A 24,708-nucleotide genomic window follows, 5' to 3' on the forward strand; every position below is an offset into this window, starting at 1 on the left:
AATGGCAATTATCCCTATCCATAGGGTTAATTGCCATTTTATAGTTTCGTTTCGGTACTGCACAGAACGGACAACTGAATTCCCGAATTTATTTTAGGTATTCAAATCCACTTTCATGTTGGTTTAGAATATTCAAGTTCTTTTTCAAGCTTTTTAAACTTATAAAGCATTGCCAGTCTCCACGAGATAATCATGCCAAATGCCAGCAGAAAGAACATACCACTTGTCTCTCCAAAGGAAATCGTTGAGCCAATAACCAGCTTTATGATGATCCTGATAAATAATAATCCAAATAAAATTAATACAAATGACTTCGATGGAATTAAATATATGTTGTTATCTCTTATTTCAAACTTGGAAGTTTTAATCAGAAAAACTGAAAAAATAATCCCGACTGCAATAGCTTCCAATATCTGTAGCCAATCCACACGAAACACGGGAAATAAGAACATAAACGCACCAGTACTCATCATTAGCGGAGGCAATATTATCTTTTTAACCGAAGCTGGTTTCTTGGATGCCTTCAAGCGTACAAATATCATGGTAACAGCCATAAAAGCTGCAACTATTGTACTTGCTATTATCCAAAACATCATGAATCACTCTTTCCGTTTGTCCACTACCCTAGCCTATTTGCTCAAATTCATGTAAAACACGATTAATAGTCTCCAGTACCCGGTTTTCATCAAACGGTTTTACAACAAAATCTTTAGCCCCAAGCTCGATTGCTTCCACTACTACTTTTTGCTGTCCCATCGCGGAACAAACAACTATTTTAGCCTCTGAATCAATCTTCATAATTTCCTTGATTGCATCAATCCCGTTCATTATCGGCATAGTGATGTCCATCGTGACAAGATCCGGCTTCATTTCTTTGTAAAGTTTAATTGCCTCTTCACCGTTTTGCGCCTCTCCAATAACTTCATGTCTCTCTTTTTTTACTATTGATCCTAAAGTGACCCGCATAAAATTCGCATCATCAACAATAAGTATTCTCGCCATTCTATTATTCCCCCAATAATAGTTATCGATCATTTGCAATTGCCAAAATAATCGTAATTGTTACCCCTAAAACTGTAAAATATACTCCCATGTCAAATAACATTGCGGTTGCAAGTTCAAGTTCACCAAAAATGGGGACGTGAAAGTAGTCGTATGTATGGGATAGGAAAGGTTCACCAAAAAGAAAGGAACCAATACCTGTACCCAGGGCCAGTATTAACCCGAAAGGTACTAACAAACGATAATTTACAGGCAATATTTTCTCAACTGCCTCTGCTCCGTATGACATGTACATTAATACAATTGCTGAAGAAGTCATCAGTCCACCTACAAATCCACCGCCTGGTGAATTGTGTCCTGCCAGTAGCAAATATATGGAAAAGCCCAACAGAATAAAAACAATCAATGATGTTGTTGTTCGTAATATAAGATCATTCGGTTTGTACATTTACGGAGATGCCCCTTTTAATAATCAACTCTACTATATTTTTCAAAAATTTATTTTAATTAGAGTGTAATACAAAATAATTAAAAAATCCACTTATTAGAAACCTGTAAAGCCAAATAAGCCTGCTAAAAATGAAGTAAGGTCTGCCATCCAGTCAAAAAATAATGCTATACCCATAAATATCATAAGATAGCCACCAATTTTTACAATACGAGCACTATGGCGTTTAATCCATCCCAGTTTTCCGATAAAAAAGGAAAGTACGAAAAATGGTATAGAAAATCCTAATACATAGCTGATCATCATTACCATACCCATATCCGGATTTGTTGCGGCAAGCGATATAACAATTGCTAAAATAGGACCCATACAAGGTGTCCATCCCAACGAAAATGCCAACCCGATTAGAAATGTACCAGCAAAACCTGCCGGACGATTTTTGAAAGTAACTTTTCTGTCCTTCATCAGGAATTCAAAATTAAATACCCCAACAATTACCAGACCGAAAAATACAATTAAAATTGCACCAATTTGTCTGATAATATCCTGGTTATCGTTTAGGAATTCGGCAATAAAAGAAGAACCGAAGCCAAGCATAACAAAAACAAGGGAAAAGCCCAGCAAAAAGAAAAGTGTATGCAGCATGCTTTTCCGGTTAAGCATTTTGTTATCATCTTTAAGATCGCTGACACTCATTCCTGTTATATACGACAGAAAAGCCGGATATAACGGTAAAACACACGGTGAGATAAAAGAAAGTATTCCCGCTCCAAACGCAATAAATACATTTATTTCCGACATAATAACCCTCCCAATAAGAGTCCTCTGTTTATTCTATCAGAAGTTACTCGAATCAAAAGCAATTGAATTTGACAATCCTCCGAAAACTGACTGTTATCACGTTTTGAGGAAAATAAAAATCCCCCTGTTAAACCTACCGCTGTAACAAGGGGTTCCTGTGCAATGCCTGTACAATATACTTACAGGATTATAATAAGTGCAGTTTTATTTACTTTGCTGATTATTCATTGCACGCATCATTTGATTGATCTTCTTCTGGGATGGTTTTTGTCCCATTTGCATCATTAACGTACGAAGCATTTGTTCATTAATTGGTGGGTTTTTCTTTAAATAATTCATCATATATTTTCTGGCGATGAAAAATCCCAAGGCAACACCAGCAATTAACGCTGCAACAGCTATTAATACAACCCAAATCGTGCCCATTCAAGCTTTCCTCCTTCATGTTGTCTCTTATACAGTATAGTAAATCAAAGATAAGAATACAATACTTGTTCTTTCCTGTCCTTCTTTCCCGGTGAAACAGGGGAAATCCAACCGTAATTATGCAGATTATTTCCGACAATAAATAAATAAGGCTGGAATTGCCGCAATGCAGGAAATAATAAATCTTCAGCATCCTGCAGCATTTCACTGTGAAAGTTTAAATGTTTATTATGTATATGTAAAGAAATATATTTCATATCTTTATAAATTTGCAGACAATCTTCCTTAGCTTTTAAATTAGTGGTTTCCGAATAATTGTCATTTAAATGAGCGATCAGTGAATCCTTTTGAAAATTCATTGTAATGTATTCAAACTGTTTTTTCAGATCTTCTCTGCTTTTATCATTTTCGTAATCTTTAATAAATCGATACAAAACGTCACTTTTATGAAAAAAATAATGTGCAAATTCTTCTTTAATCCAGTAAATAGAGTAATGATTCAACAAAATCCCTCCTCTTTTACCTTTCATTATACGCACTTCAGTTTAAAAGTTTGTCACACTGCGTAGCAAATATGCACTAGTTTTGTCGACTTATTTAAAATGATAGATGGCCCCTGAAAATAAAGGGCCATCAAGATAATTGAAATTATTAGCTTAGAAGGGATTCTACATGCTTGACTACATTTTCAACAGTAAATCCATACTCTTCGATAATCTTATCGCCTTTTGCAGACGCTCCAAATGTATCAATTCCCATTATGGAACCTTGATCTCCGACATATCTCTCCCAACCGAATGGTGATGCCATTTCGATTGCAAGTCGTTTTTTTACATTTTCCGGGAGAACTTCATTTTTGTATGCGTCACTTTGTTCATTGAAGCGATCCCATGATGGCATACTTACTATAGATGCATCGATTCCTTTTTCTTTTAATGCATCTTTTGCTTTTACTGCCAGCTGTACTTCTGACCCGGTTGCCAATAACAGAACATCTGGTGTTTCTTTTTCGGCCTTACTGATTACATAAGCGCCTTTTTTTACACCTTCATATGCAAGTTCTGCGGTACCTTCCAGGGTAGGTAAGCCCTGGCGAGTCAGTACAAGTGCAGTCGGTTTGTTTTTGGATTCGAGCGCAAGCCGCCATGCAGCCTGAACTTCATTGCCATCGGCCGGACGGATAAGTGATAATCCAGGCATTGCCCGTAATGAAGCCAGTTGTTCAATTGGTTCATGAGTTGGACCGTCTTCGCCAACTGCAATGGAATCATGGGTAAACACATAGGTTACTGGATTATTCATAATTGCTGAAAGGCGCATTGCCGGACGAAGGTAATCACTAAATACAAAGAATGTCCCGGCATATGGTTTCAGTCCGCCATGTAACCCCATACCATTCAGCGCTGCTGCCATTGCAAATTCGCGAACACCAAACCAGATATTTCGGCCAGCATAATTATTAAAAGAAAAGTCTTCCTCATCTTTAATAGTCGTCTTATTCGAACCTGCCAGATCGGCGCTTCCACCAAAGAAGTATGGAACTGATTTTGCTATTGCATTAAGCACCTCACCTGAGGATGCACGGGTTGCACTTGAATCTTTTCCCGCCTCATAAACTGGGAGTTTTTCATCCCAGTCTTTAGGAAGTTCGCCATTCATTGCCAATTCCAGCTCTTCGGCAAGTTGAGGGTATTTTTCTTTATAGGAATCAAAAAGCTGGTTCCAGTTATCCTCGGCATCTGCACCATCTTTACCAATTTTTTCGTTAAAATCAGCATATACTTCCTCAGGTATATGAAAATCATCGTGGGTCCACTTATAATACTCTTTAGTTAGTTTCACTTCATCCTCACCAAGTGGAGCGCCATGTGACGCTGCTGAAGCAGATTTATTTGGTGAACCATAACCAATAACCGTTTTAACCTCAATAAGTGCAGGCTGTTCCTTGTTATCTCTTGCTTCATTAATTGCGTTCCGAACTGCTTTTAAATCATTGCCGTCTTCAACACGGATGACCTGCCATCCATATGCTTTAAAGCGCTCTTCGGTTTCATCAGAAAATGCCCGATCCAGATCACCATCCAAAGAAATATCATTAGAGTCATATAAAGCAATTAACTTTCCAAGTCCCAGGTGCCCGGCAAGAGAGGCAGTCTCATGTGAAATTCCTTCCATTAAATCACCATCACTCACTAACGCATACGTGTAATGATCAATGATCGAAATGTCGTCCTGATTATATTTGGCTGCCAGATGAGCTTCTGCCATTGCCATTCCTGTTGCCATTGCAAGTCCCTGTCCCAGTGGCCCTGTTGTGGCTTCCACCCCATCTGTGTGATGTACTTCGGGATGCCCGGGTGTTTTTGAATCCCATTGACGGAATGATTTAAGATCATCAATAGTTACATTATATCCAGATAAATGTAATAACCCATATAAAAGCATAGAACCATGACCAGCAGATAAAATAAATCGATCACGATTAAACCATTTTGAATTTTTTGGATTATGATTCATAAAATCTGTCCATAATGTATACGCCATCGGTGCAGCGCCCATTGGGAGGCCCGGGTGACCGGAGTTTGCATTTTCAATTGCATCAATTGCTAATGTTCGTATTGTATTGATGGATAATTGTTCGATGTTTTGTGACATAGCGATTCCCCTTTCCGATTTTGAATATCCTTTTTCATTCTATACCGAATAAACAACTGGGACAAGCATTAACCGAAACTTTTGGTCTAATGTTTTTTATTTCTTTCCTGCAACTCTCTCACTTTTTTAGGTGTAACATCATTGCCTTCACGATCCATTACTGTCATTGATTTAAATTGATTTTTAAATGACTTTCTCACATTTTTCAGGTATTCTTGTCTAAGTTCTTTTTGTTCTTCCTTTTCTTTATCTGTTAAACCCCCATTTTTGGATTTATGGGCCAGTTCATTAATACGTTCCAATTTTTTCTTCGATATCATACGAAAACCTCCTAAGAACAAATAAAAGCAAGAACAAATTCAATGTTCTTGCCTTCTAATATTACTCTTCCCGTACAGGAGATTCAAGTGTTTGAAATTCCTGATATCGACGGTGTACTGTTGCTTTTGAAACAGGATACCCCAATCCATTCAGTGCAGCTGCAATTTCCTCGAATGTCATGTTATTATTCCTTAACCGGACAACTTCTTCTACGGGAAATGACTTTCGCTCTCTTCCGGGTGCATGATGCTGATTCGATAAGTTTTTACCTGGATTGAAACCATCTTCCACAGCTTTCTTCATACCCCGTTTAATTTTCATATTGTGGATTTTACGCTGATACTCTTCCACAATTCCAACTATTTGCAGCACCATTGAGTCTGACTCAGATATCTCCAGTTCTCCATCCTGCAAACCTGTATATATAGTTACATTTAATTTTTGTAACTGATGGAACAGAGCAATCCTCGTGTTTCCACGTCCCAATCTGGTTTCATCCTGAATCAGCAGACAGTCGGCTTTCTTTTCAGAAAAATAATCAAGCATTCGGAATATACCGTCCCGATCAATTTCATAGCCACTCATCTGTTCCTCAATACATTCGACAACTGTTATGTTTTGTCGGTTTGCAAGAATGGTTAACTCTTCTTTCTGTCTTTTCAGCGATGTCTCCTGGGTTTTCTTATCTGTACTTACCCGACAATAAATAATTGCTCTCACATTTTACGCTCCTTATATGTTATGCGCTGGTTACCATTGAAAAATATAAAAACCCTAATGCAAATGCAAATGCAACTAAATAGAATACATCTGTTTTCGTAATTTTTTCAAACATGTAAATCAGCCCTTTCATATTAAATAAGAACTTTTGTTCGCATCTGTCTACTATTATATACGAACATATGGTCTTGTCAATAGTTTTTCGAACGAATGTTTGCTTTTTGCTGTGGCAAATGGTAAACTATCATTAATAAATCCTATGCGCGAGGTGTTTGATAGATGAATAAACTTTCTAAAAGGCAGGAAGCAATACTCGAATATATTAAAGGAGAAGTAAATAAAAAAGGCTATCCACCATCTGTGAGAGAAATTGCAGAAGCAGTTGGCCTTGCCTCCAGTTCAACTGTACACGGTCATTTGGCAAGATTGGAAAGCAAAGGATTCATTCGAAGGGATCCTACTAAACCGAGGGCAATAGAGGTTTTGGATCAATCGGAAGAGAGTCATATTCCTAGAGAAGAAGCTCGCTATGCACCTGTTATTGGTAAAGTTACAGCTGGTATTCCAATAACTGCCGTTGAAAATATTGAAGAGTTTGTTCCATTACCAAATTCAACTGCGGGACCCGATGATAATCTTTTTGTGTTGATTATTGAAGGTGAAAGTATGATAGAGGCTGGTATACTTGATGGGGACATGGTAATTGTCAAACAGCAAAATACTGCACAAAATGGAGATATTGTTGTAGCCATGACAGATGAAGATGAAGCAACGGTAAAACGTTTTTTCAAAGAAAAGGACCATATTCGCCTGCAGCCTGAAAATGCAACAATGGATCCGCTTATTTATAAAAATGTAACGATTCTTGGAAAAGTCACTGGTTTATATCGTACGATTCAATAAAAAACAAGGCTTTCGTCAATTGTAATGACGAAAGCCTTGTTTTTTATTAATATGAAGACAAATACTGTTCGCGCTCCCATGGATGCACAGTCGTTCTAAACATATCCCATTCAATTTCTTTTGCTTCCATAAAATGTTCATGAAGATGTCCACCTAATGCTTCTACAACCACCGGATCTTTATCCAGCTCTGACAGGGCATCCATTAAGGTTGCCGGTAAATCTTTTATACCATTTTCGATACGTTCCGCTTTATCCATTGTATAAATATTGCGATCAACTGGAGTTGGTGGTGTCAGTTCATGTTTTACACCATCAAGACCGCTTGCAAGTAACACCGCCATTGCCATATATGGATTAGCTGCCGGGTCAACACTTCTTACCTCGACGCGGGTGCTTAACCCTCTTGAATATGGAATCCGTACCAATGGACTTCTGTTTGTTCCGGACCATGCCACATAGCATGGTGCTTCATATCCAGGTACCAATCGCTTATACGAATTAACCGTTGGATTTGTTACAGCAGTATAGTTTGTTGCATGCTTAATGACACCGGCTGTAAATTGATATGCTACATCACTTAGCTGCATATCACCTTCCGTATCAAAGAATTTATTCTCACCATCTTTGAACAAGGACATATTAACGTGCATTCCGGAACCGTTAACTCCGAATAATGGTTTCGGCATAAATGTTGCATGCAGGTTATGTTTTCTGGCAATCGTTTTAACAACCAGTTTAAATGTTTGTATGTCGTCACAATGTTTCACTGCATCTGAGTATTTAAAATCAATCTCATGCTGGCCTGGTGCACCTTCGTGATGAGAAGCTTCAATTTCAAAGCCCATTTCTTCCAGCTCCAGTACAATATCACGGCGGCAATTTTCGCCAAGATCTGTAGGGGCCAAATCAAAATAACCACCACGATCGTTTAATTCAAGAGAAGGATCTCCCTTTTCATCAAGTTTAAATAAAAAGAATTCCGGTTCAGTTCCTATATTAAATGAATCAAAACCTAATTCCTGCATTTTTTCAAGATTTCGTTTCAGGTTGTATCTCGGACACCCTTCAAACGGAGTACCATCCGGATTGTAAATATCGCAAATAAAACGTGCTACCTTTCCTTTATCAGAGGTCCATGGAAATACAACAAATGTATTTAAATCAGGATGCAGGTACATATCTGATTCTTCAATACGGACAAACCCTTCAATGGAGGATCCGTCAAACATCATTTTGTTATCCAATGCTTTATCCAACTGGCTCAGTGGAATTTCCACATTTTTAATGGTTCCCAGCATATCCGTAAACTGCAGACGAATAAACCGTACGTTTTCCTCCTCAATTATTTTATAAATCTCTTCTCTTGCTAAATCTGAACTCATTTAAGTTCCTCCTATTATTGTTTAATGGAAAAAACGGGACAACTCACCTTGCAGTAAGCCTGATTTACCCATTTTTCCAGTTTCATACAGCAATTCATTTCGCAATATTTTACGGAGTTCTTTATCTGTTCCAGTGTTTTCCTGAACAGCAGGTTTCTCCGTTTCAATAAGATGCTTAATTCCTGCTAGATTCACACCCTTGTCGAGCAGATTCTTAATTTCCAATAAACGATCAACATCATGAAATGAATATAATCGTTGATTCCCTGCTGTTCTTGCCGGGTGAACCAGATCATGCTGCTCATAATATCTGATTTGCCTTGCTGTCAGTTCAGTCAGCTGTTTTACAATGCTAATTGAAAATAAGGGCATGGAGCGTCTTTCCTGATCATCCATTGATATCCCCCATTCCGTTAATTTTATACTTATCATACGTTATGTGAATAAATCTGTCAAATACATGTTAACTTCCCTTACATACGTTCATAAATAAAAGAGCCAACTAATCTGGCTCTTTAGTTTATACCCTCTGTAATTGATATTAAACCTTTATCAGCCAAATTGCTCACGGCTTCCTTTAAGGCTATTTTCACGTGGGAATACGTCAAACCACCCTGAACAAAAGCAATATATGGTTCCCTGATTGGGCCATCTGCCGTTAATTCAATACTTGCTCCCTGTATAAACGTTCCAGCTGCCATAATTACCTCATCCTGGTAGCCTGGCATTTCACTCGGATATGGAGTAACAAATGAATTGACGGGTGAATTATGCTGAATTGCCTGGCAAAAGGCAACCATATTCGCTTCATTGCCAAAAGAAACAGATTGGATTAAATCAGTACGTTTGTCATCAAAGTCAGGACTTGTATTAAATCCGGCTAATTCTAAAAACCTTGCAGTTAAAATTGCACCTTTTAAGGCTTCTCCTACAATATGCGGTGCCAAAAACAGCCCCTGGAACATTTCCTGCAGCACATTGAATGTTGCACCGGTTTCTTTTCCAAGTCCAGGTGCAGTTAATCGATGTGCACACTGAGTTACTAAGTGCTCTTTACCAACTATGTATCCACCAGCACGCACAATTCCCCCGCCCGGGTTTTTTATTAACGAGCCGGCAATTAAATCAGCTCCAATATGTAATGGTTCTTTCTCTTCAACAAACTCACCATAGCAATTATCCACAAATACAATCAGATTATCGTCAATATTTTTAACATACTTTACCATTTCTTCCATATCTTCAATCATAAACGATGGTCTGTCATCATAACCTTTTGACCGTTGTATTCCAATTACCTTCGTTTGCTTGGAAATACTGCGGTTAATCTCATCAAAGTTGATCGTACCATCTTCCTGTAATCCTACATAGTTATAACTTATCCCGAAATCATTCAAAGACCCGGTATTCTCTCCATTAATGCCAATTACCGATTCTAACGTATCATATGGCTGTCCGGTAATATATAACAACTCATCTCCGGGCCGTAATATACCGAACAGTGCTGTTGAAATAGCATGTGTTCCTGATACGATTTGCGGCCTTACAAGAGCATCCTCCCCCCCAAAAACATCGGCATATACAGTCTCCAGCACTTCACGGCCCAGGTCATCATATCCATATCCTGTAGTCGAGTTAAAATGGCTGTCACTTACCCGACTCTTTTTAAAAGAATCAAGTACTCGTTTTTGATTAGACTCCACTAAGCCGGATACCGTTTCATGTTGTTTTGCACAATCAGCTTCGGCTTTTATCATTAATTTATTTATCATTACTACCTCTTTACTCCCTCAATAATCTTTTCAATGGATGATTATGTCTCATGTGGCCTTTTACAACATAATGGTTTTCTTCTTCTGAAAAGAAGCGTTCATTTACAATGGTTTCCTGTTCAAGCTGATTAAGTAATTTCCCCTCATCGGGTGCTATATTCAACTTGTACCATTCCCAGTCATCACTTAAAACCGCTTCTATTTTAAAAAGTAGCCGTTCCATATCTTCCGGCTCCAGTGCACTGATATGGATGTTTGGATGGTTCATTGCGATAAAATCATCGTTGACCAAATCAATTTTATTATAAACTGTCAGCATCGGAATAGTATCCGCGTCTAAATCATACAGCAGTCTCATTACTGTTTGCTGATGCTGTTCACTGTCTGGATTGGCGGCGTCAACAATATGTAAAATAAAATCAGCTTCTGAAACTTCCTCCAACGTTGATTTAAAGGATTCAACTAATGATGTAGGTAAATCCTGAATAAATCCAACTGTATCTGTCACTAATGTCTGAAAGCCTGATGGAAGCTGGATCTGTCTTGTTAGTGGATCAAGTGTTGCAAATAATTGATTTTCTTCAAGTGAACTGCTGTTGGTAAGACGATTAAATAAAGTTGACTTTCCAGCATTGGTGTAACCAACAATGGCAATTTGAAATACTTCATTCGTTTTTCTTCGTTTACGGTATTGATTCCGTTGTTGAACGACCAATTTCAACCGTCGTTTAATATCATAGATTCTCCGCCTGATATGACGCTGATCTGTTTCAAGCTTTGTCTCACCTGGTCCACGCGTTCCAATACCTGCACCTAATCGGGACATCTCTTCCCCTTGACCGCGCAGTCTTGGAAGCATGTACTGCAGTTGGGCAAGCTCAACTTGCAGCTTACCCTCTTTTGTGTGTGCGCGTTGAGCGAATATATCCAATATCAGCTGGCTGCGATCAATCACCCTGACACCAATCCGGTCACTTAAATTGCGAAGTTGACCAGCAGATAATTCATCATTGGATATAACCAGATTAATATCCAATTCTTCAACCTCTTCTTTAATTTCTTTCATTTTTCCTTCGCCTATATAATAGGCGGGATGAATTTTATGGCGATTCTGTACCATCACCTGTTCTACAGATCCTCCCGCTGTGTTACTCAGTGAAATCAGTTCATCCAGAGAGGATTTAAATCGCTCTTCATTTTGTTCCTGCATTTTAACTGCGATAATCAGTATTTTCTCAGACATTTATAAACCTCTTCCTGTATCCGGTGCTTATCTCCATTGTTATCATAGCAAATAACATTATATATAACAATTTACAGGTCAATCTTCCTCAAGTGCTAAATCTTCACCCGTCAGCTGAATTAAATCTTCAATCGAAAACTTTTCCCTGTTCAACAGCCGAACGGCATGAAGTCTGATGGAACGCTCGACGACATTCCGGACATAGCGTGCATTGGAAAAATTACGATGTGTTTCCTGTTTCTTTTTATATAGGTTTGTTCGTAGTTTCCACTCAGCTTCCTTTGTTAATTCATACTCTCGGTCACTAACCATTTGTTTGGCTATTTCAGTCAACTGATCAACTTCATAATCCTGAAAGTCCAAAATAAACGGAAATCTTGATTTCAAACCGGGGTTCAGCGTTAAAAATCGATCCATCTCGTATGGATAACCCGCCAATATTAAGACAAAATCATTATGATTATCCTCCATATGCTTCACCAGTGTGTCAATTGCTTCTTTTCCAAAATCCTTTTCACCACCACGGGCAAGCGAATAAGCCTCATCGATAAATAAAATTCCACCCATCGATTTTTGGATTATTGCCCGTGTTTTTTGTGCGGTTTGACCAATATACTCACCAACCAGGTCTGCACGTTCTGCTTCGATAAAATGGCCTTTGGACAGCAAATTCATTTCATAATACATTTTCGCCAATTTTCTGGCTACCGTTGTCTTGCCAGTTCCCGGATTTCCTTTGAATAGCATATGAAGTACTTGTTTCGTGCAGGTAAGTCCCATTTGTTTTCTTTTTTCATTAATTACAATCGTGGCGTAGATTTCTTTTATCGTTTTTTTTAATTTTTCCATTCCAATGAATGATGAAAAATCAGAATCAATATGTGAAAAGGACGTATTTTCATCATACTGCATCTGGTTGGCATTTTCTGTCTTTTGGTTCAAGACAATATTAATTTGCCCATTTTTACTTCGTAGTTTTTGCGTTTCCACACCATCACCCCTTAGTCACGTTATTATACGCTATTGAAAGGGGAGTTGTGACAAACGCCTATGTAATTTAAAAAGCCAAATTAAAACGGACGCTTGGAAGCGCCCGTTGAACAAATTTATTCTTTTTCAAGAGTGACATTTTTAACCGGTGCAAATGTTGAAATTGCGTGCTTAAATATCAATTGCTGCTTACCGTCAGTTTCAAGTAAAACTGTAAAATTATCAAAAGCTTTTAAAACCCCACGTAATTGAAACCCGTTTGTTAAAAATACGGTAACCGAAATGTGGTCCTTTCTTAGTTGATTTAAATACTGATCCTGAATGTTTACCGATTGAGACATGGCATTTCCTCCTCTTTTCTATCTGTATACATAATTACTTCTATTTTTTTTTCAACATTCCTGCTAAATCGTCTAAAATATTTCTAAATTTTACCTCAATTGTATCCTGCGCTATCGAGTACCAGTTAACATCGACCTTATTTTTAAACCATGTATATTGCCGCTTCGCATATCTTCTGGAATTTCGCTTCAATAATTCAATAGATTTCTGAAGTGTCTGTTCTCCTTTGAAAAAAGGAATAAATTCCTTATATCCAATTCCTCTCATTGATTGGCAATGTTCAAATCCCTGATTGTATAACCGTTCAGCCTCATCCAATAAACCCCGATCCATCATTTCATCTACTCGATCATTTATTCGTTCGTATAAAAGACTGCGTTCCATGGTCAACCCAATAAAAATAGGATTATACGGAGACTCATCACTTTGCTCACGTTGATATTCCGACATTGTCATTCCGGTTGTTTCATAGACTTCCAACGCACGAATTACCCTTCGATGATTATTAGGGTGAATTTTGGATGCCTGTTCCGGATCAGTTTTTCTTAACTTATTAAAAAGCTCAATATTACCGTCTTTCTTAAGGATTTCTTCCAGCTGTTTTGTTATCTTTTCATCACGTCTTTGTTCAGAAAAGTTGTAATTAAACAAGGCTGATTGTATGTAAAGGCCGCTCCCGCCAGCTATTATTGGCAAATGCTCATGGGAGGAAATTTCATCAATGTATTGTTGAACATGATGTTGATAGTCGGCAACAGAGAAGGGAACATCCGGATTTTTAATATCGATCATATAATGCGGTATGCCTTGTTTTTCACCCTCTGTAATTTTAGCTGTACCGATATCCATTCCCTTGTATATTTGCATCGAATCTCCACTTATTACCTCTCCATCAAACTTTTTTGCAATTTCAATACTGAGCCCCGTTTTACCGACACCAGTGGGCCCAACAATTGCAACAACGGTTTTCTTCATCATCATTCCCCTATATTTCTTTATTCATACGCACGATACGCATGGAGCATCCAAATATATTTTTCCAGCTTACCTTGTAATGTAACAAGCAGGTCAACTGTCGGTTCGTCATTTCGTTCGGATGCTTCCGGAATTCCCTCTTCCTTTATCTCACTTATCATTTGTTTGTAATCAGTGATTAACTGTCTGATGATTTCGTCTTCCTTATCATCTGCAGTTGCTTCCTCCAATGTTGCTTCCTTTATATATTTAATCATCGTTGCCAGCGGTTTTCCATCTATCATCAAAACTCTCTCGGCAATATCGTCAAGATCAGCCGCAAATGTTGTGTACATTTCTTCAAATACCTCGTGCAGCTGAAAAAAATGTTTTCCCTGTATAAACCAATGATAGCGATGAAGTTTTACATACATCACAAAATAATTGGATAATAACTGATTTAAAAAATTGATCAATTTTTGATTATCCATGAACAGCACCCCACATTTTTTTCTTTAGTTTTGACGAAGTACTGACGATTTATACTTAGTAATTTGTGGATTATGGTATAGGTTTTTTACTCAGCTTTCTCATCAATAATATAAGCTTAAACTATTCGTCAAAGATTGTTTTCATGTACAAAAGATATATAATGCGAAATAACTGCTACTGGGATATTTTTCTTAACGGCCATTTCTCGCCCTGCCGTCCGGGATCGCTTCGGGCGGATGCTTTCACACCTCCGGGTACCAAGGCGACATCTGCTCAAAAATTCTTTTTCGCAGTGTCTTCTTAGCCGCGGGCACGGCCTCAGCCTACTCGAGAAGGGTGCTCGTCGTGTTGCGAGTGTTTTCAGAGAAGCAGCACTCCTCGCAACTTGTAGCATATTCGGTGGATGTTTCGCTCGTCACTCTGCGGGGTCTTCGGACACATGCTGGGACTGCGATTACTCGTCCCACCGAAAACCTTTGTTCCCGCAGGAGTCACCGCCCTCCGCTCACCCGGACTAGTGAAGTGGTATTATGCAGTTTTGTATAACATCCTACTCCAGCAAATGGTTTATAAAATATAACCAGCGGAGGAAATACACAGAGACTCCTGTGGGAGCAGAGGCCTAGATGAGACTCCGCAGCGACGTAGGAGCAAGGAGGCTCATCAGCCACCCACGGAAAGCGAAGTGTATTTCCGCAGCGGTGATATAGCACTCCATATTTTTAAAAAAGTTACTGCGCATTATATATCAAATACGATAATAATACATTGAACTATTAATCCAAAGCCAACTCGAGTATTGTATCTCCAGCCATCCACAATCTATCAAGGCTTATGAGTCTATTTCGCGCTAAGAAGGTTGACTTTTTTACATTACCCGTTTAAACATTTTTTCAAGCTCATATGAAGAAAAGTGAATAATTACTGGTCTGCCGTGCGGACATGTGAATGGGTCCGTTGTTGTCCGCAAATCTTCCAGCAGCCGGAACATATCATCCTGGTTCAAATGATGATTCGCTTTTATGGAACGCTTGCACGACATAAGAGCGGCAGCATCTTCCCTGATGGATTGGATATCAACTTCCTCATCCCGCATAATCTGATCAATCATTTCACGGATAATCTCTTCTTCGAAACCGTTGGGAAACCAACTGGGATGTGAACGGATGATATACGTCTGATTGCCGAATCTTTCAAAAAACAGCCCGACTTTGGCAAGGTCCTCTAAATGATGTTCAATAAAAATGGATTCCTGTTTAGAAAAATCAAATGTTAAAGGAATTAATAACTCCTGTACTTCATTCGTAGTCTGTCCCAATTTCTTTCTAAACCGTTCAAACTTGATGCGTTCTTGGGCAGCATGCTGATCAATCATATAAAACCCGTTTTCGTTTTGCGCCAGAATGTAAGTACCGTGAAGCTGGCCAATCGGATACATAACAGGCACCCGTTGACCTTCTCCGGACTGTTCGGTTGAATTACCAGAATCGCTGGCAGAAGTTTCAACCGAATCAGAATACGGTTTATCAATTATTGGATTCTGAAAACTGTCCGTTGAAATTTGTTTTCTTTCCTGAATAGTCCTGGTTTCACCTATTTCCGGGGTATTTTCGTTTATTTGCTGTTCATCCGGCCATGATATTGTCTCCTGCTTTGGTTCATCAAATATCATTGTGTTTTGAAATGATTGCTTCTTTTGTTCCGGTTTTTTTTGCTCCATTTCCGGTATCAAAGTTGTTTTTCTGAATGCGTCACGAATGGCTGCTTCAATTGCAGTAAATAATTCCTTTTCTTTACTGAACCGGACTTCCAGTTTGGTTGGGTGAACATTCACATCTACTAAAATTGGATCCATTGTTATTGAAAGAACAACAATTGGCTGACGTCCGATTGGAAGCAGTGTATGGTATCCTCTTACGATAGCTTTTGACAGTGGGATACTTTTAATAAAACGTCCATTAATCATCGTTGAAATATAATTGCGTGATGCCCTGGTTACTTCCGGCTTGGCAATATATCCTTCTATCGAAAAATCCAGTGTTTCGTGTTTGATAGGCAGCATTTTTCTGGCAACGCTCATTCCGTACACTTGACCAATTACCTGAAGTAATTCATCTGAACCTGCTGTTTTGAACAGCGGTTTTCCATTATGTGTTGCTTCAAAACGAATCCCTGGATGTGACAGTGCCAGACGGTTTAATAAATCTGTAATATGTCCGAGCTCTGTATGGATGGTTTTCATATATTTGAGACGTGCCGGGGTGTTAAAAAACAAATCCTCAACAACTATCTCAGAACCTTTACGGGCATCGCTCTTCGCTTTGCTTTTTATGGTTCCACCTTCCATATCCAGAAGTGTTCCAGCTTGATCGCCTTGTGATGTTTTTACAGATAACCTGCTGACAGCTGCAATACTTGCTAATGCTTCACCACGGAAACCGAGTGTTTTTACATGAAACAAATCGGTTTCGCTTTTAATCTTACTTGTTGCATGACGTAAAAAAGCTCTTTCGCAGTCTTCTTCAGACATCCCATCGCCATTATCCGTTATCTTGATTTTTTGTAAACCTGCCTCCAGGAGCTCAACTTTTATCCACGTACTGTTGGCGTCAATACTGTTTTCAATCAACTCTTTAACAACAGAAGCGGGTCGTTCTACCACTTCCCCGGCAGCTATTTTATTTGCAAGCGCATCAGGCATTTGGAATATCGTCATGATAAAAATCCTTTCTCAAACTACTTTTTAGCCTCTTTTTGTAATCGATGCAACTCATTCATTGCATCAAGTGGTGTCATATCAAATAGATTCATATTTTTTAAATCATTAATTACTTTGCTATCAAAAGTTTTAGCTGGTTTGTTTTCTTCAACAAAAAATGATAACTGATCTGATTCAACCTGCACAGACTCATCGCTATTTTCCAGCTGCTGTAAAATAGAGCTGGCACGATCAATGAGCGATACTGGGAGACCAGCCAGTTTGGCAACTTGGATTCCATAGCTTTCATCCGCTGCGCCATCTTTAATTTGATGCAGGAAAACAACGTTACCTTCATACTCCTCGGCACGAACATGGATATTCTTTAATTTATCCAACGTATTTTCAAGTGCAGTAAGCTCATGGTAATGCGTAGAAAAAAGGGTCTTTGCATGTATATTTTCATGAATGTATTCAACAATGGATTGTGCCAATGCCATACCGTCGTACGTACTTGTACCCCGTCCTATTTCGTCAAGTAAAATTAAACTGTTTTCCGTAGCATTTGAGACAGCGTGGTTGGCTTCAAGCATTTCAACCATGAAAGTACTTTGACCTGACACCAGATCATCAGCAGCACCAATACGTGTAAATATTTGATCAAATAGTACAAGATCAGCTTCATCACAAGGAACAAAACAGCCAATTTGTCCCATTATCACAGTTAATGCCAGTTGACGCATATATGTACTCTTTCCCGACATATTCGGACCGGTTATGAGAAGGACATTGGTGTTATTATCCAAAAAAACATCATTTGGAACAAACTCATTATCTTTCATTACCTGCTCGACCACCGGATGACGTCCGTTCTTAATAGTAACTGTATCGTTGACAAATCGCGGCCGTACATAATTGTTCGCCTCACTCACTGTAGCAAAGGCCTGAAGTACATCAATCGTACTTACGATGTCAGCTAAATGCTGTATTTCAGGAATATGTTGTTTTATTTGATCACGGATTTCGATGAACAAACGATATTCCAGGTCAACACTTTTCTCTTCCGCTTCCAGTATAAGATCTTCTTTTTCCTTAAGTTCAGGTGTAATGTAGCGTTCAGCATTTGCCAGTGTTTGTTTCCGCTCATATTTATCCTCCGGCAGAAGGTGTAAATTGGCTTTGGTCACTTCAATATAATAACCAAACACCCGATTATATCCTATTTTCAATGATTTAATATTCGTTTCCTGCTTTTCTTTTTGTTCCAATTCCGCAATCCATTGTTTACCATTGCGCGATGCTTCCCGGTATGTATCAAGCTTATTATTATAGCCATCCTTAATAATTAAACCCTCTTTAATCGAAACCGGCGGATCATCTACTAAACTGGAGTTAAGCAATGATACCAAATGATCAGGGAATACCAATTTATCACTCAGTTCGGTTATCTGTTTATGGTTAAACTGTTTTAATGTAGCACTGACTTCCGGTAATTTTTCAAGTGATTGCTTTAATTGAATGAGATCACGTGCATTAACATTTCCAAATGAAATTCGTCCTGCAAGCCGTTCAAGATCATAAACAGATTTCAGTGTTTCGCGCAATAGATCCCGTTCCATAAATCCTTGATAAAAACCATCTACAATGTCATGGCGTTTGTTAATTTCCACTTTGTTTAACAAGGGACGTTCAAGCCATTTTTTTAACGCTCTTGAGCCCATTGCAGTTACTGTTTTATCAAGAACCCATAAAAGACTTCCATGTTTACCCTTTTTCATGATTGTTTCCGTTAATTCAAGGTTTCGTTTTGAGTACATATCAAGCGATAAATAGTGTTCCAGTTCAATAACTTTAGCCGGCTGCAGATGGTCGAGTGAGCGTTTCTGAGTATGTTGAATATAGTTGAGCAGTCGGCTGAACGCCTTTACGAGACGCTCATCATTCAATTCATCACAAAGGCTGCGATATTCAGCATGAAAATTGGTCTCATCCTGAAAGGACAGTGTTACATGGAGTTTTTCGCTCAACTCATTTTGCAGTTTCTCATCAAGGTCCGATGAGATAACAATTTCTTTGGTTGGCTGGTTATACAATTCATGAATAACCGCTTCCCAACCGTTAGTAATTAGCGCTATCCTGTTTTCACCTATGGATAAATCGCTATAAACAACTACAAAAGAACCATCAGGAAAATGAGAAAGACTTACAATATAGTTATTATTACCTTCATTAAGCATATTGCTTTCCATTACTGTACCAGGTGTAATTAATTGCACAACTTCTCGTTTGACAACACCTTTTGCTTCCTTGGGGTCTTCAATCTGTTCACAAATAGCAACTTTATAACCTTTATCAATCAATTTTTTTATGTAATTTTTTGCCGAATGATATGGAACACCACACATTGGAATTGGATCCTTTTGTCCACCGTCACGTTTTGTAAGCGTAATTTCCAATTCCCTGGCAGCATTTGTCGCGTCATCGAAAAACATTTCGTAAAAATCGCCTAATCGAAAAAACAAAAAGGCATCTTTGTGGTCTGCTTTGATTTTTAAATACTGCTCCATCATTGGTGTGTATTTTGCCATGAAAAAATCCTCCAAAATATACGAATATATTGTACAATTATAGCATAAATTGCCGAATGAAGGCGACATAACTTCTTTAATGGACAGAAAAAACTTACGAGAGTATTACCTCTCGTAAGTCTGTTAATCCTTCCTATTATCGTTAACAAAATCGGGCCTCACATCACTCAACTCATCATCGGTAATATTAAAATCCCAATCATCGTCATCATCAAATTTATGACCTCTAGGATCTACTCTTGCATAGACTTTTGTTTCCCCGATAATCTGAACAACAAATTCACGTTCGACTTCTACAGCTATTTTGTGTCCCTGGTTGGAAATTTCACATTCCAGACAGTTAGGTTGTTGAATTACTTTAGCGATCACATCATAATCATCGTTCAGGCAGTTATCATCCTTAACCGAAAGCGGAATATAATCACAATATGTCACTCGCTCGGTAACCACCTCTGTTTTGGTATTGTCATTGTAGGAGTACCAGATGTTAATGTCATAACTGCCATTAATTTCTACAGTGTCTTCCGATTTTTTCTTGGCATTATACAGATGATTTATTACCCAGCAGCCAAGAATGCTTGTAGGTCTATGTGATGGTGAGATATTATGAGTCGCCTGCGTAAACTTTCTGCCCTTACCACAAACAGCTTTCGTAATGATTTCTCTATATTCTTGATCAAGAAAAGTCATAATAACGTTTACCTCCTCTTTTTTCATAGTCATTTTATGCAAGACAAATACCTAAAGTGCATAGCTTTCTATGAAAGGAGGAAAAGATAAAAAAACTTTTATGGGGAAAGCATATAAAACCGTACATAAAAGGAAGAACCGGACAAAAAATCTTTGCCCGGTTTTAGATTAATGACTGCATGCTGAACCGTTATTAGCTTTTGATCCGGTTTCTCCCGTTAGAAGATCGCCGCCTGTTGTTGTAATTACATTGTTTGTCACTTCGCGCGCAATCGTTCCGGAAACCAGTTGCAGTACATCGTTAACCACAATTTGTGATTCCTTAAATTCCTGGACGACAGGAATTTCATCAATCTCTGCCTGCAAACGGTCAATTTCTTCTTCCACTTTTTTCAATGCTTCTGTTTTACCATAAGCTTGAAAATTAACTGCTTGCTTCTGCAGCGTTTTAATTTTATTTATCAGGTTCTGTACTTTTTTATTATCATTAATTTTCGCTTCGACTTGTTTGAAGCGATCGATTTCTTCCGTACTAGCCATCATTTTCGCCAGATTCCTTGCTTCATCCAGAACCTGTTTACGAGTATATTCAGCCATATTAATTCACCTCTACTGTATTTTCTACCATTATACCATTTAATGACCATGTTTTAGCTTCAGTGATTTTCACTTCAACAATTTTTCCGATTGCTGATCGTGGAGCCTTAAAGTTTACTAATTTGTTTCTTTCTGTATAACCGGCAAGTACATCCGGGTCCTTTTTACTTTCACCTTCAACTAATACCTTGACTACGCTATCCTGGTACGTTTTCATGGATTCTTTGGACTGTTTATTGACAAGTTCATTTAAACGATACAGACGTTGTTTTTTTACTTCCTCTGGTACATCGTCCTTTTTCCTTGCTGCCGGTGTACCTTCCCGAGGTGAATAAATAAACGTGTAAGCTGCTTCAAACCCTACTTCTTCAACAAGTGTCATCGTTTCCTCGAATTGTTCTTCTGTTTCGTTCGGAAACCCGACGATAATATCGGTTGTCAGTGTCGCATTCGGCATTGCTTTACGAATTTTACGCACCAGTTCAAGATAGTCTTCACGGGTGTATTTGCGGTTCATTTTCTTAAGAACCTCACTGCTTCCTGACTGTACTGGCAGATGAATGTGATCAAGCAGGTTACCGCCTTGTGCAAGCACTTCGATCAAACGGTCGTCAAAATCTCTCGGGTGTGATGTTGTAAAACGGATTCTGGGAATATCAATTTTATGAAGGTCATCCATTAAGTCACCAAGACCATATGTTTGATCCTCAAAGTCTTTTCCGTATGCATTAACATTCTGACCAAGCAGTGTGATTTCCTTATAACCCTGTGCAGTTAAATGGCGAACTTCCTGAATAATGTCTTCCGGACGACGGCTCCGTTCTTTCCCGCGGGTCATTGGTACGATACAATATGTGCAGAATTTGTCACAGCCGTACATAATGTTAACCCAGGCTTTGATTTTCCCTTTACGTGCTTTTGGAAGATTTTCAATAATATCACCTTCCTTGGACCACACTTCCACTACTTTTTCCTTGCCGAACATCGCTTCTTTAACAAGTTGTGGCAAACGGTGAATGTTATGCGTCCCGAAAATCAGATCCACTTGCGTGTGTTTTTTCATGATGCGATTGACGACCTTTTCCTCTTGTGACATACAGCCGCACACGCCAAGGATCAGATCCGGTTTTTCCCGTTTAAGAGCTTTTAAATGTCCGATTTCACCGAATACCTTATTTTCTGCGTTTTCCCGGATCGCACATGTATTTAACAGAATAATGTCTGCTTCGTTTGTATCATTTGTTGTTTCATAGCCCATTTCGGACAAGATTCCGGCCATAACTTCGGTATCATGTTCGTTCATCTGACAGCCGTATGTACGAATCAGGAATTTTTTGCCCTCCCCGATACCTTCCATATCTTCCGGAATGCCAAAATCATAGTGGACTTCCACATCATCCCGGCCACGCTTTCTTGCTTTATTAAGATTCGGCGGTTCATATGTGGTTTCAAAATACTTGGCAATCAAATCATCGCTGGACGTATTTTGCAGCCGTGTCATGTTATCCGCATCGGATTTTACGTCCGCCGGATTTTCGGCCTGCTTAATTTGCGATTGCTCCTTTCGCTGCTGCTCGTTCATATCGAATCTCCTTTCTTTTATATGAAAAAAGCTATTATTTACATAGATGTACATTATTACAGTATAAAGGGTTTATTTAAATTTAACAATACATGTAAAGGACTGTTCAAGCAAAAAATATCCCGGGAGTTTGACACTTACATAATCAAAAATTGCCTTTAAAGCCAATGATGGCTTTATTTTTTTGTCAAATTTTCAATTATATTGTTTAGTACTATTTAGTACTATGTTATAATAGAGGTACCTTAGAAGATTTGAGGGATAATCTATGCGTATTAAAAAAAGTGTATCCAAGAATTCTGTCTCCTATTCCGTTATTGAAAATGTTAGAGATATCAATGGGAAATCAACTACAAAAGTCATTGAAGCGTTAGGGAATGAACAGGAAATCCGTGAAAGGCATCCAGGTGTTGACCCTGAAGAATGGGCACGTGCCTATGCGAAGAAATTAACAGAAGAAAAAAAGTTGAAAGCAGAAACAATCATCATCAAGCACCATCCAAAAAAGTCGATACTAAAAGGAGAAAAACGGTCTTTTAATGTCGGTTATCTTTTCATCAAATCAATCTACCATCAATTGAAATTAGATAAAATTTGTAAAGATATTTCCGACAGACACAACTTTACATACGATTTAAACAAGATTCTAGCTCTCCTAATATATATGCGGGTTATTCATCCAACTTCAAAAAAAGGAACCCTAGAGCGGGCAGATGATTTATTGGAGCCTCATTCGGTAGAAACACAGCATATATACCGAACATTAGATATCTTAGCTGAGGAATCTGATACGATTGAAAAGACGGTATACAAAAATAGCACAGCCATCGTTGAACGAAAGACTGAGCTCCTTTACTATGACTGTACAAATTTCTATTTCGAGATTGAAGAAGAGGATGGGCTGAAACAATATGGGATGTCTAAAGAAAACCGCCCGAATCCAATTGTTCAAATGGGATTATTCATGGATGGGAGTGGTCTTCCACTCGCCTTTGTAATCAATTCCGGGAATCAAAATGAGCAGCCAACATTAAAGCCTCTGGAGAAAAGGATCTTGAAAGATTTTCATCTATCTAAATTTGTCGTCTGCACAGATGCCGGGCTTTCTTCCCATGAAAACCGATTGTACAATTCCATGAATAAACGAGCTTTTGTCACCACACAATCCATCAAAAAATTAAAAAAGCATTTGAAAGAGTGGGCTCTGGATCCTTCGGGATGGGAGATGGTAGATTCCGATCAGAAAGCGACCACCAAGAAGAGAAAACAAACAATCAATCTAAATGATCTTGATTTAGAAAAAGATAAGCAAGTATACCATAAAGAACGCTGGATTAATGAAAATGGATTAGAACAAAAATTGATTGTCACCTTTTCGCCGAAACATAAACGCTATCAAGCTGGTATTCGTGAAAAGCAAATAGATCGTGCACTGAAAAAGGTAGATAATCCTTCTCGGATGGAGAAAAAGCGAGCAAACTCACCAGATCGTTTTATACAGTCCACGCATGTCACAGAAGATGGCGAGATTGCTGGAAAGAGTGAGTACACCATTAATTCAGCACTCGTTGATGAAGAAGCGAAATTTGATGGTTTTTATGGTGTGTGTACCAACCTGGAAAGCACGCCGGGGGAAATCGTTAAAATCAACCAGCGACGCTGGGAGATTGAAGAGACCTTTCGTATTTTAAAAAGTGAAATGCGAACGCGTCCGGTCTTCCTTCAAAAAGACGAGCGTATCAAGGCACACTTCTTAGTATGCTTTCTGTCCCTATTGACCTATCGCCTAATTGAAAAGAAAATTGATGAGTCAGCTACCTGTTTTGAAATCATTCAAACGTTACGGGAAATGCGTGTGTTGAAAGCTACAAACGAAGGTTACATTCCTACTTATACCAGAACAGATCTAACAGACAAATTGCACGATGCTTTCGGATTTCGAACAGACACGGAAATCGTGCCAATACAAAAAATGAAAAAAATTTTAAAAGAAGTAAAAAAACATAAATAGTACTCACTTTTGAGCACTAAAAAAATGACAGATACGCTTGATATAAAGGCGTTTCTGTCATTTTCACTGTCAAACATGAGAATTTAACA

At 38.5% G+C, this 24,708-nt stretch carries 24 protein-coding genes; 2 read left to right on the plus strand and 22 right to left on the minus strand.

Going from position 1 to position 24,708, the window contains the following annotated elements:
* Positions 1–113: 113 nt before the first annotated feature.
* From G6R02_RS09040 to G6R02_RS09080, 9 genes are all read right to left on the minus strand, one after another.
* Positions 114–593, minus strand: coding sequence for a CcdC family protein (locus G6R02_RS09040; RefSeq protein WP_164668892.1), 480 nt, complete (start codon positions 591–593; stop codon positions 114–116).
* Positions 594–624: 31 nt separating this feature from the next.
* Positions 625–1,002, minus strand: a complete 378-nt coding sequence (locus G6R02_RS09045) for a response regulator (RefSeq protein WP_164668893.1) — start codon at positions 1,000–1,002, stop codon at positions 625–627.
* A gap of 22 nt (positions 1,003–1,024) precedes the next feature.
* Positions 1,025–1,450 carry a Na(+)/H(+) antiporter subunit B gene (locus G6R02_RS09050; protein ID WP_164668895.1) on the minus strand — a complete coding sequence of 142 codons (426 nt, stop codon included), beginning with the start codon at positions 1,448–1,450 and terminating at the stop codon, positions 1,025–1,027.
* A 96-nt stretch (positions 1,451–1,546) separates the two neighbouring features.
* On the minus strand, positions 1,547–2,251 hold the full coding sequence (locus tag G6R02_RS09055) for a cytochrome c biogenesis CcdA family protein (protein WP_164668896.1): 705 nt from the start codon (positions 2,249–2,251) through the stop codon (positions 1,547–1,549).
* Between the two features lie 204 nt (positions 2,252–2,455).
* A complete protein-coding gene (locus G6R02_RS09060; RefSeq protein ID WP_164668897.1) occupies positions 2,456–2,677 on the minus strand; it encodes a YneF family protein in 222 nt (73 codons plus the stop codon).
* Positions 2,678–2,721: 44 nt separating this feature from the next.
* Complete coding sequence (gene sirA, locus G6R02_RS09065) at positions 2,722–3,180, minus strand: sporulation inhibitor of replication protein SirA (protein ID WP_164668899.1); 459 nt, start codon at positions 3,178–3,180, stop codon at positions 2,722–2,724.
* 148 nt (positions 3,181–3,328) lie between these two features.
* On the minus strand, positions 3,329–5,332 hold the full coding sequence (gene tkt / locus G6R02_RS09070) for a transketolase (RefSeq protein WP_164668901.1): 2,004 nt from the start codon (positions 5,330–5,332) through the stop codon (positions 3,329–3,331).
* Positions 5,333–5,418: 86 nt separating this feature from the next.
* The gene (locus G6R02_RS09075) at positions 5,419–5,652 is read right to left on the minus strand and encodes a DUF896 domain-containing protein (RefSeq protein WP_164668903.1); all 234 of its coding nucleotides are present in this window, start codon (positions 5,650–5,652) and stop codon (positions 5,419–5,421) included.
* Between the two features lie 61 nt (positions 5,653–5,713).
* Positions 5,714–6,373: a YneB family resolvase-like protein gene (locus G6R02_RS09080; RefSeq protein WP_164668904.1), complete on the minus strand. Its 660-nt coding sequence runs from the start codon at positions 6,371–6,373 to the stop codon at positions 5,714–5,716.
* A 279-nt stretch (positions 6,374–6,652) separates the two neighbouring features.
* Between G6R02_RS09080 and lexA the strand changes: the two genes are divergently transcribed.
* Positions 6,653–7,276, plus strand: a complete 624-nt coding sequence (gene lexA / locus G6R02_RS09085; protein ID WP_164668905.1) for a transcriptional repressor LexA — start codon at positions 6,653–6,655, stop codon at positions 7,274–7,276.
* Between the two features lie 46 nt (positions 7,277–7,322).
* On the opposite strand, the gene glnA is transcribed toward lexA, so the two are convergent.
* From glnA to miaB, 13 genes are all read right to left on the minus strand, one after another.
* A complete protein-coding gene (glnA, locus tag G6R02_RS09090) occupies positions 7,323–8,660 on the minus strand; it encodes a type I glutamate--ammonia ligase (RefSeq protein ID WP_164668907.1) in 1,338 nt (445 codons plus the stop codon).
* A 21-nt stretch (positions 8,661–8,681) separates the two neighbouring features.
* Positions 8,682–9,056: a MerR family transcriptional regulator gene (locus G6R02_RS09095; RefSeq protein ID WP_164668909.1), complete on the minus strand. Its 375-nt coding sequence runs from the start codon at positions 9,054–9,056 to the stop codon at positions 8,682–8,684.
* Positions 9,057–9,175: 119 nt separating this feature from the next.
* Positions 9,176–10,432: a methionine gamma-lyase family protein gene (locus tag G6R02_RS09100; protein ID WP_164668910.1), complete on the minus strand. Its 1,257-nt coding sequence runs from the start codon at positions 10,430–10,432 to the stop codon at positions 9,176–9,178.
* A gap of 10 nt (positions 10,433–10,442) precedes the next feature.
* Entirely contained in the window at positions 10,443–11,675 is a 1,233-nt protein-coding gene (gene hflX / locus G6R02_RS09105) for a GTPase HflX (RefSeq protein ID WP_164668913.1), read from the minus strand.
* 78 nt (positions 11,676–11,753) lie between these two features.
* Entirely contained in the window at positions 11,754–12,665 is a 912-nt protein-coding gene (gene spoVK / locus G6R02_RS09110; RefSeq protein WP_246202537.1) for a stage V sporulation protein K, read from the minus strand.
* Positions 12,666–12,781: 116 nt separating this feature from the next.
* Entirely contained in the window at positions 12,782–13,006 is a 225-nt protein-coding gene (hfq, locus tag G6R02_RS09115) for an RNA chaperone Hfq (RefSeq protein WP_164668915.1), read from the minus strand.
* Between the two features lie 40 nt (positions 13,007–13,046).
* The gene (miaA, locus tag G6R02_RS09120) at positions 13,047–13,982 is read right to left on the minus strand and encodes a tRNA (adenosine(37)-N6)-dimethylallyltransferase MiaA (RefSeq protein WP_164668917.1); all 936 of its coding nucleotides are present in this window, start codon (positions 13,980–13,982) and stop codon (positions 13,047–13,049) included.
* Positions 13,983–14,002: 20 nt separating this feature from the next.
* On the minus strand, positions 14,003–14,452 hold the full coding sequence (locus G6R02_RS09125; RefSeq protein WP_164668919.1) for a Dps family protein: 450 nt from the start codon (positions 14,450–14,452) through the stop codon (positions 14,003–14,005).
* A gap of 869 nt (positions 14,453–15,321) precedes the next feature.
* On the minus strand, positions 15,322–17,169 hold the full coding sequence (gene mutL / locus G6R02_RS09130) for a DNA mismatch repair endonuclease MutL (RefSeq protein WP_164668920.1): 1,848 nt from the start codon (positions 17,167–17,169) through the stop codon (positions 15,322–15,324).
* A 20-nt stretch (positions 17,170–17,189) separates the two neighbouring features.
* Positions 17,190–19,739, minus strand: a complete 2,550-nt coding sequence (gene mutS / locus G6R02_RS09135; RefSeq protein ID WP_164668921.1) for a DNA mismatch repair protein MutS — start codon at positions 19,737–19,739, stop codon at positions 17,190–17,192.
* 123 nt (positions 19,740–19,862) lie between these two features.
* Positions 19,863–20,429, minus strand: a complete 567-nt coding sequence (cotE, locus tag G6R02_RS09140; RefSeq protein ID WP_164668922.1) for an outer spore coat protein CotE — start codon at positions 20,427–20,429, stop codon at positions 19,863–19,865.
* A 168-nt stretch (positions 20,430–20,597) separates the two neighbouring features.
* Positions 20,598–21,026 carry a YlbF/YmcA family competence regulator gene (locus tag G6R02_RS09145; RefSeq protein ID WP_164668923.1) on the minus strand — a complete coding sequence of 143 codons (429 nt, stop codon included), beginning with the start codon at positions 21,024–21,026 and terminating at the stop codon, positions 20,598–20,600.
* A 1-nt stretch (position 21,027) separates the two neighbouring features.
* Positions 21,028–22,608, minus strand: coding sequence for a tRNA (N6-isopentenyl adenosine(37)-C2)-methylthiotransferase MiaB (gene miaB, locus G6R02_RS09150; protein ID WP_164668924.1), 1,581 nt, complete (start codon positions 22,606–22,608; stop codon positions 21,028–21,030).
* 268 nt (positions 22,609–22,876) lie between these two features.
* Here miaB and G6R02_RS09155 point away from each other — a divergent pair, with 268 nt between their 5' ends.
* Complete coding sequence (locus G6R02_RS09155) at positions 22,877–24,619, plus strand: IS1634 family transposase (protein ID WP_164668925.1); 1,743 nt, start codon at positions 22,877–22,879, stop codon at positions 24,617–24,619.
* Positions 24,620–24,708: the final 89 nt, after the last annotated feature.

This window comes from Virgibacillus doumboii, from assembly GCF_902806455.1.
Taxonomy (GTDB): domain Bacteria; phylum Bacillota; class Bacilli; order Bacillales; family Amphibacillaceae; genus Lentibacillus; species Lentibacillus doumboii.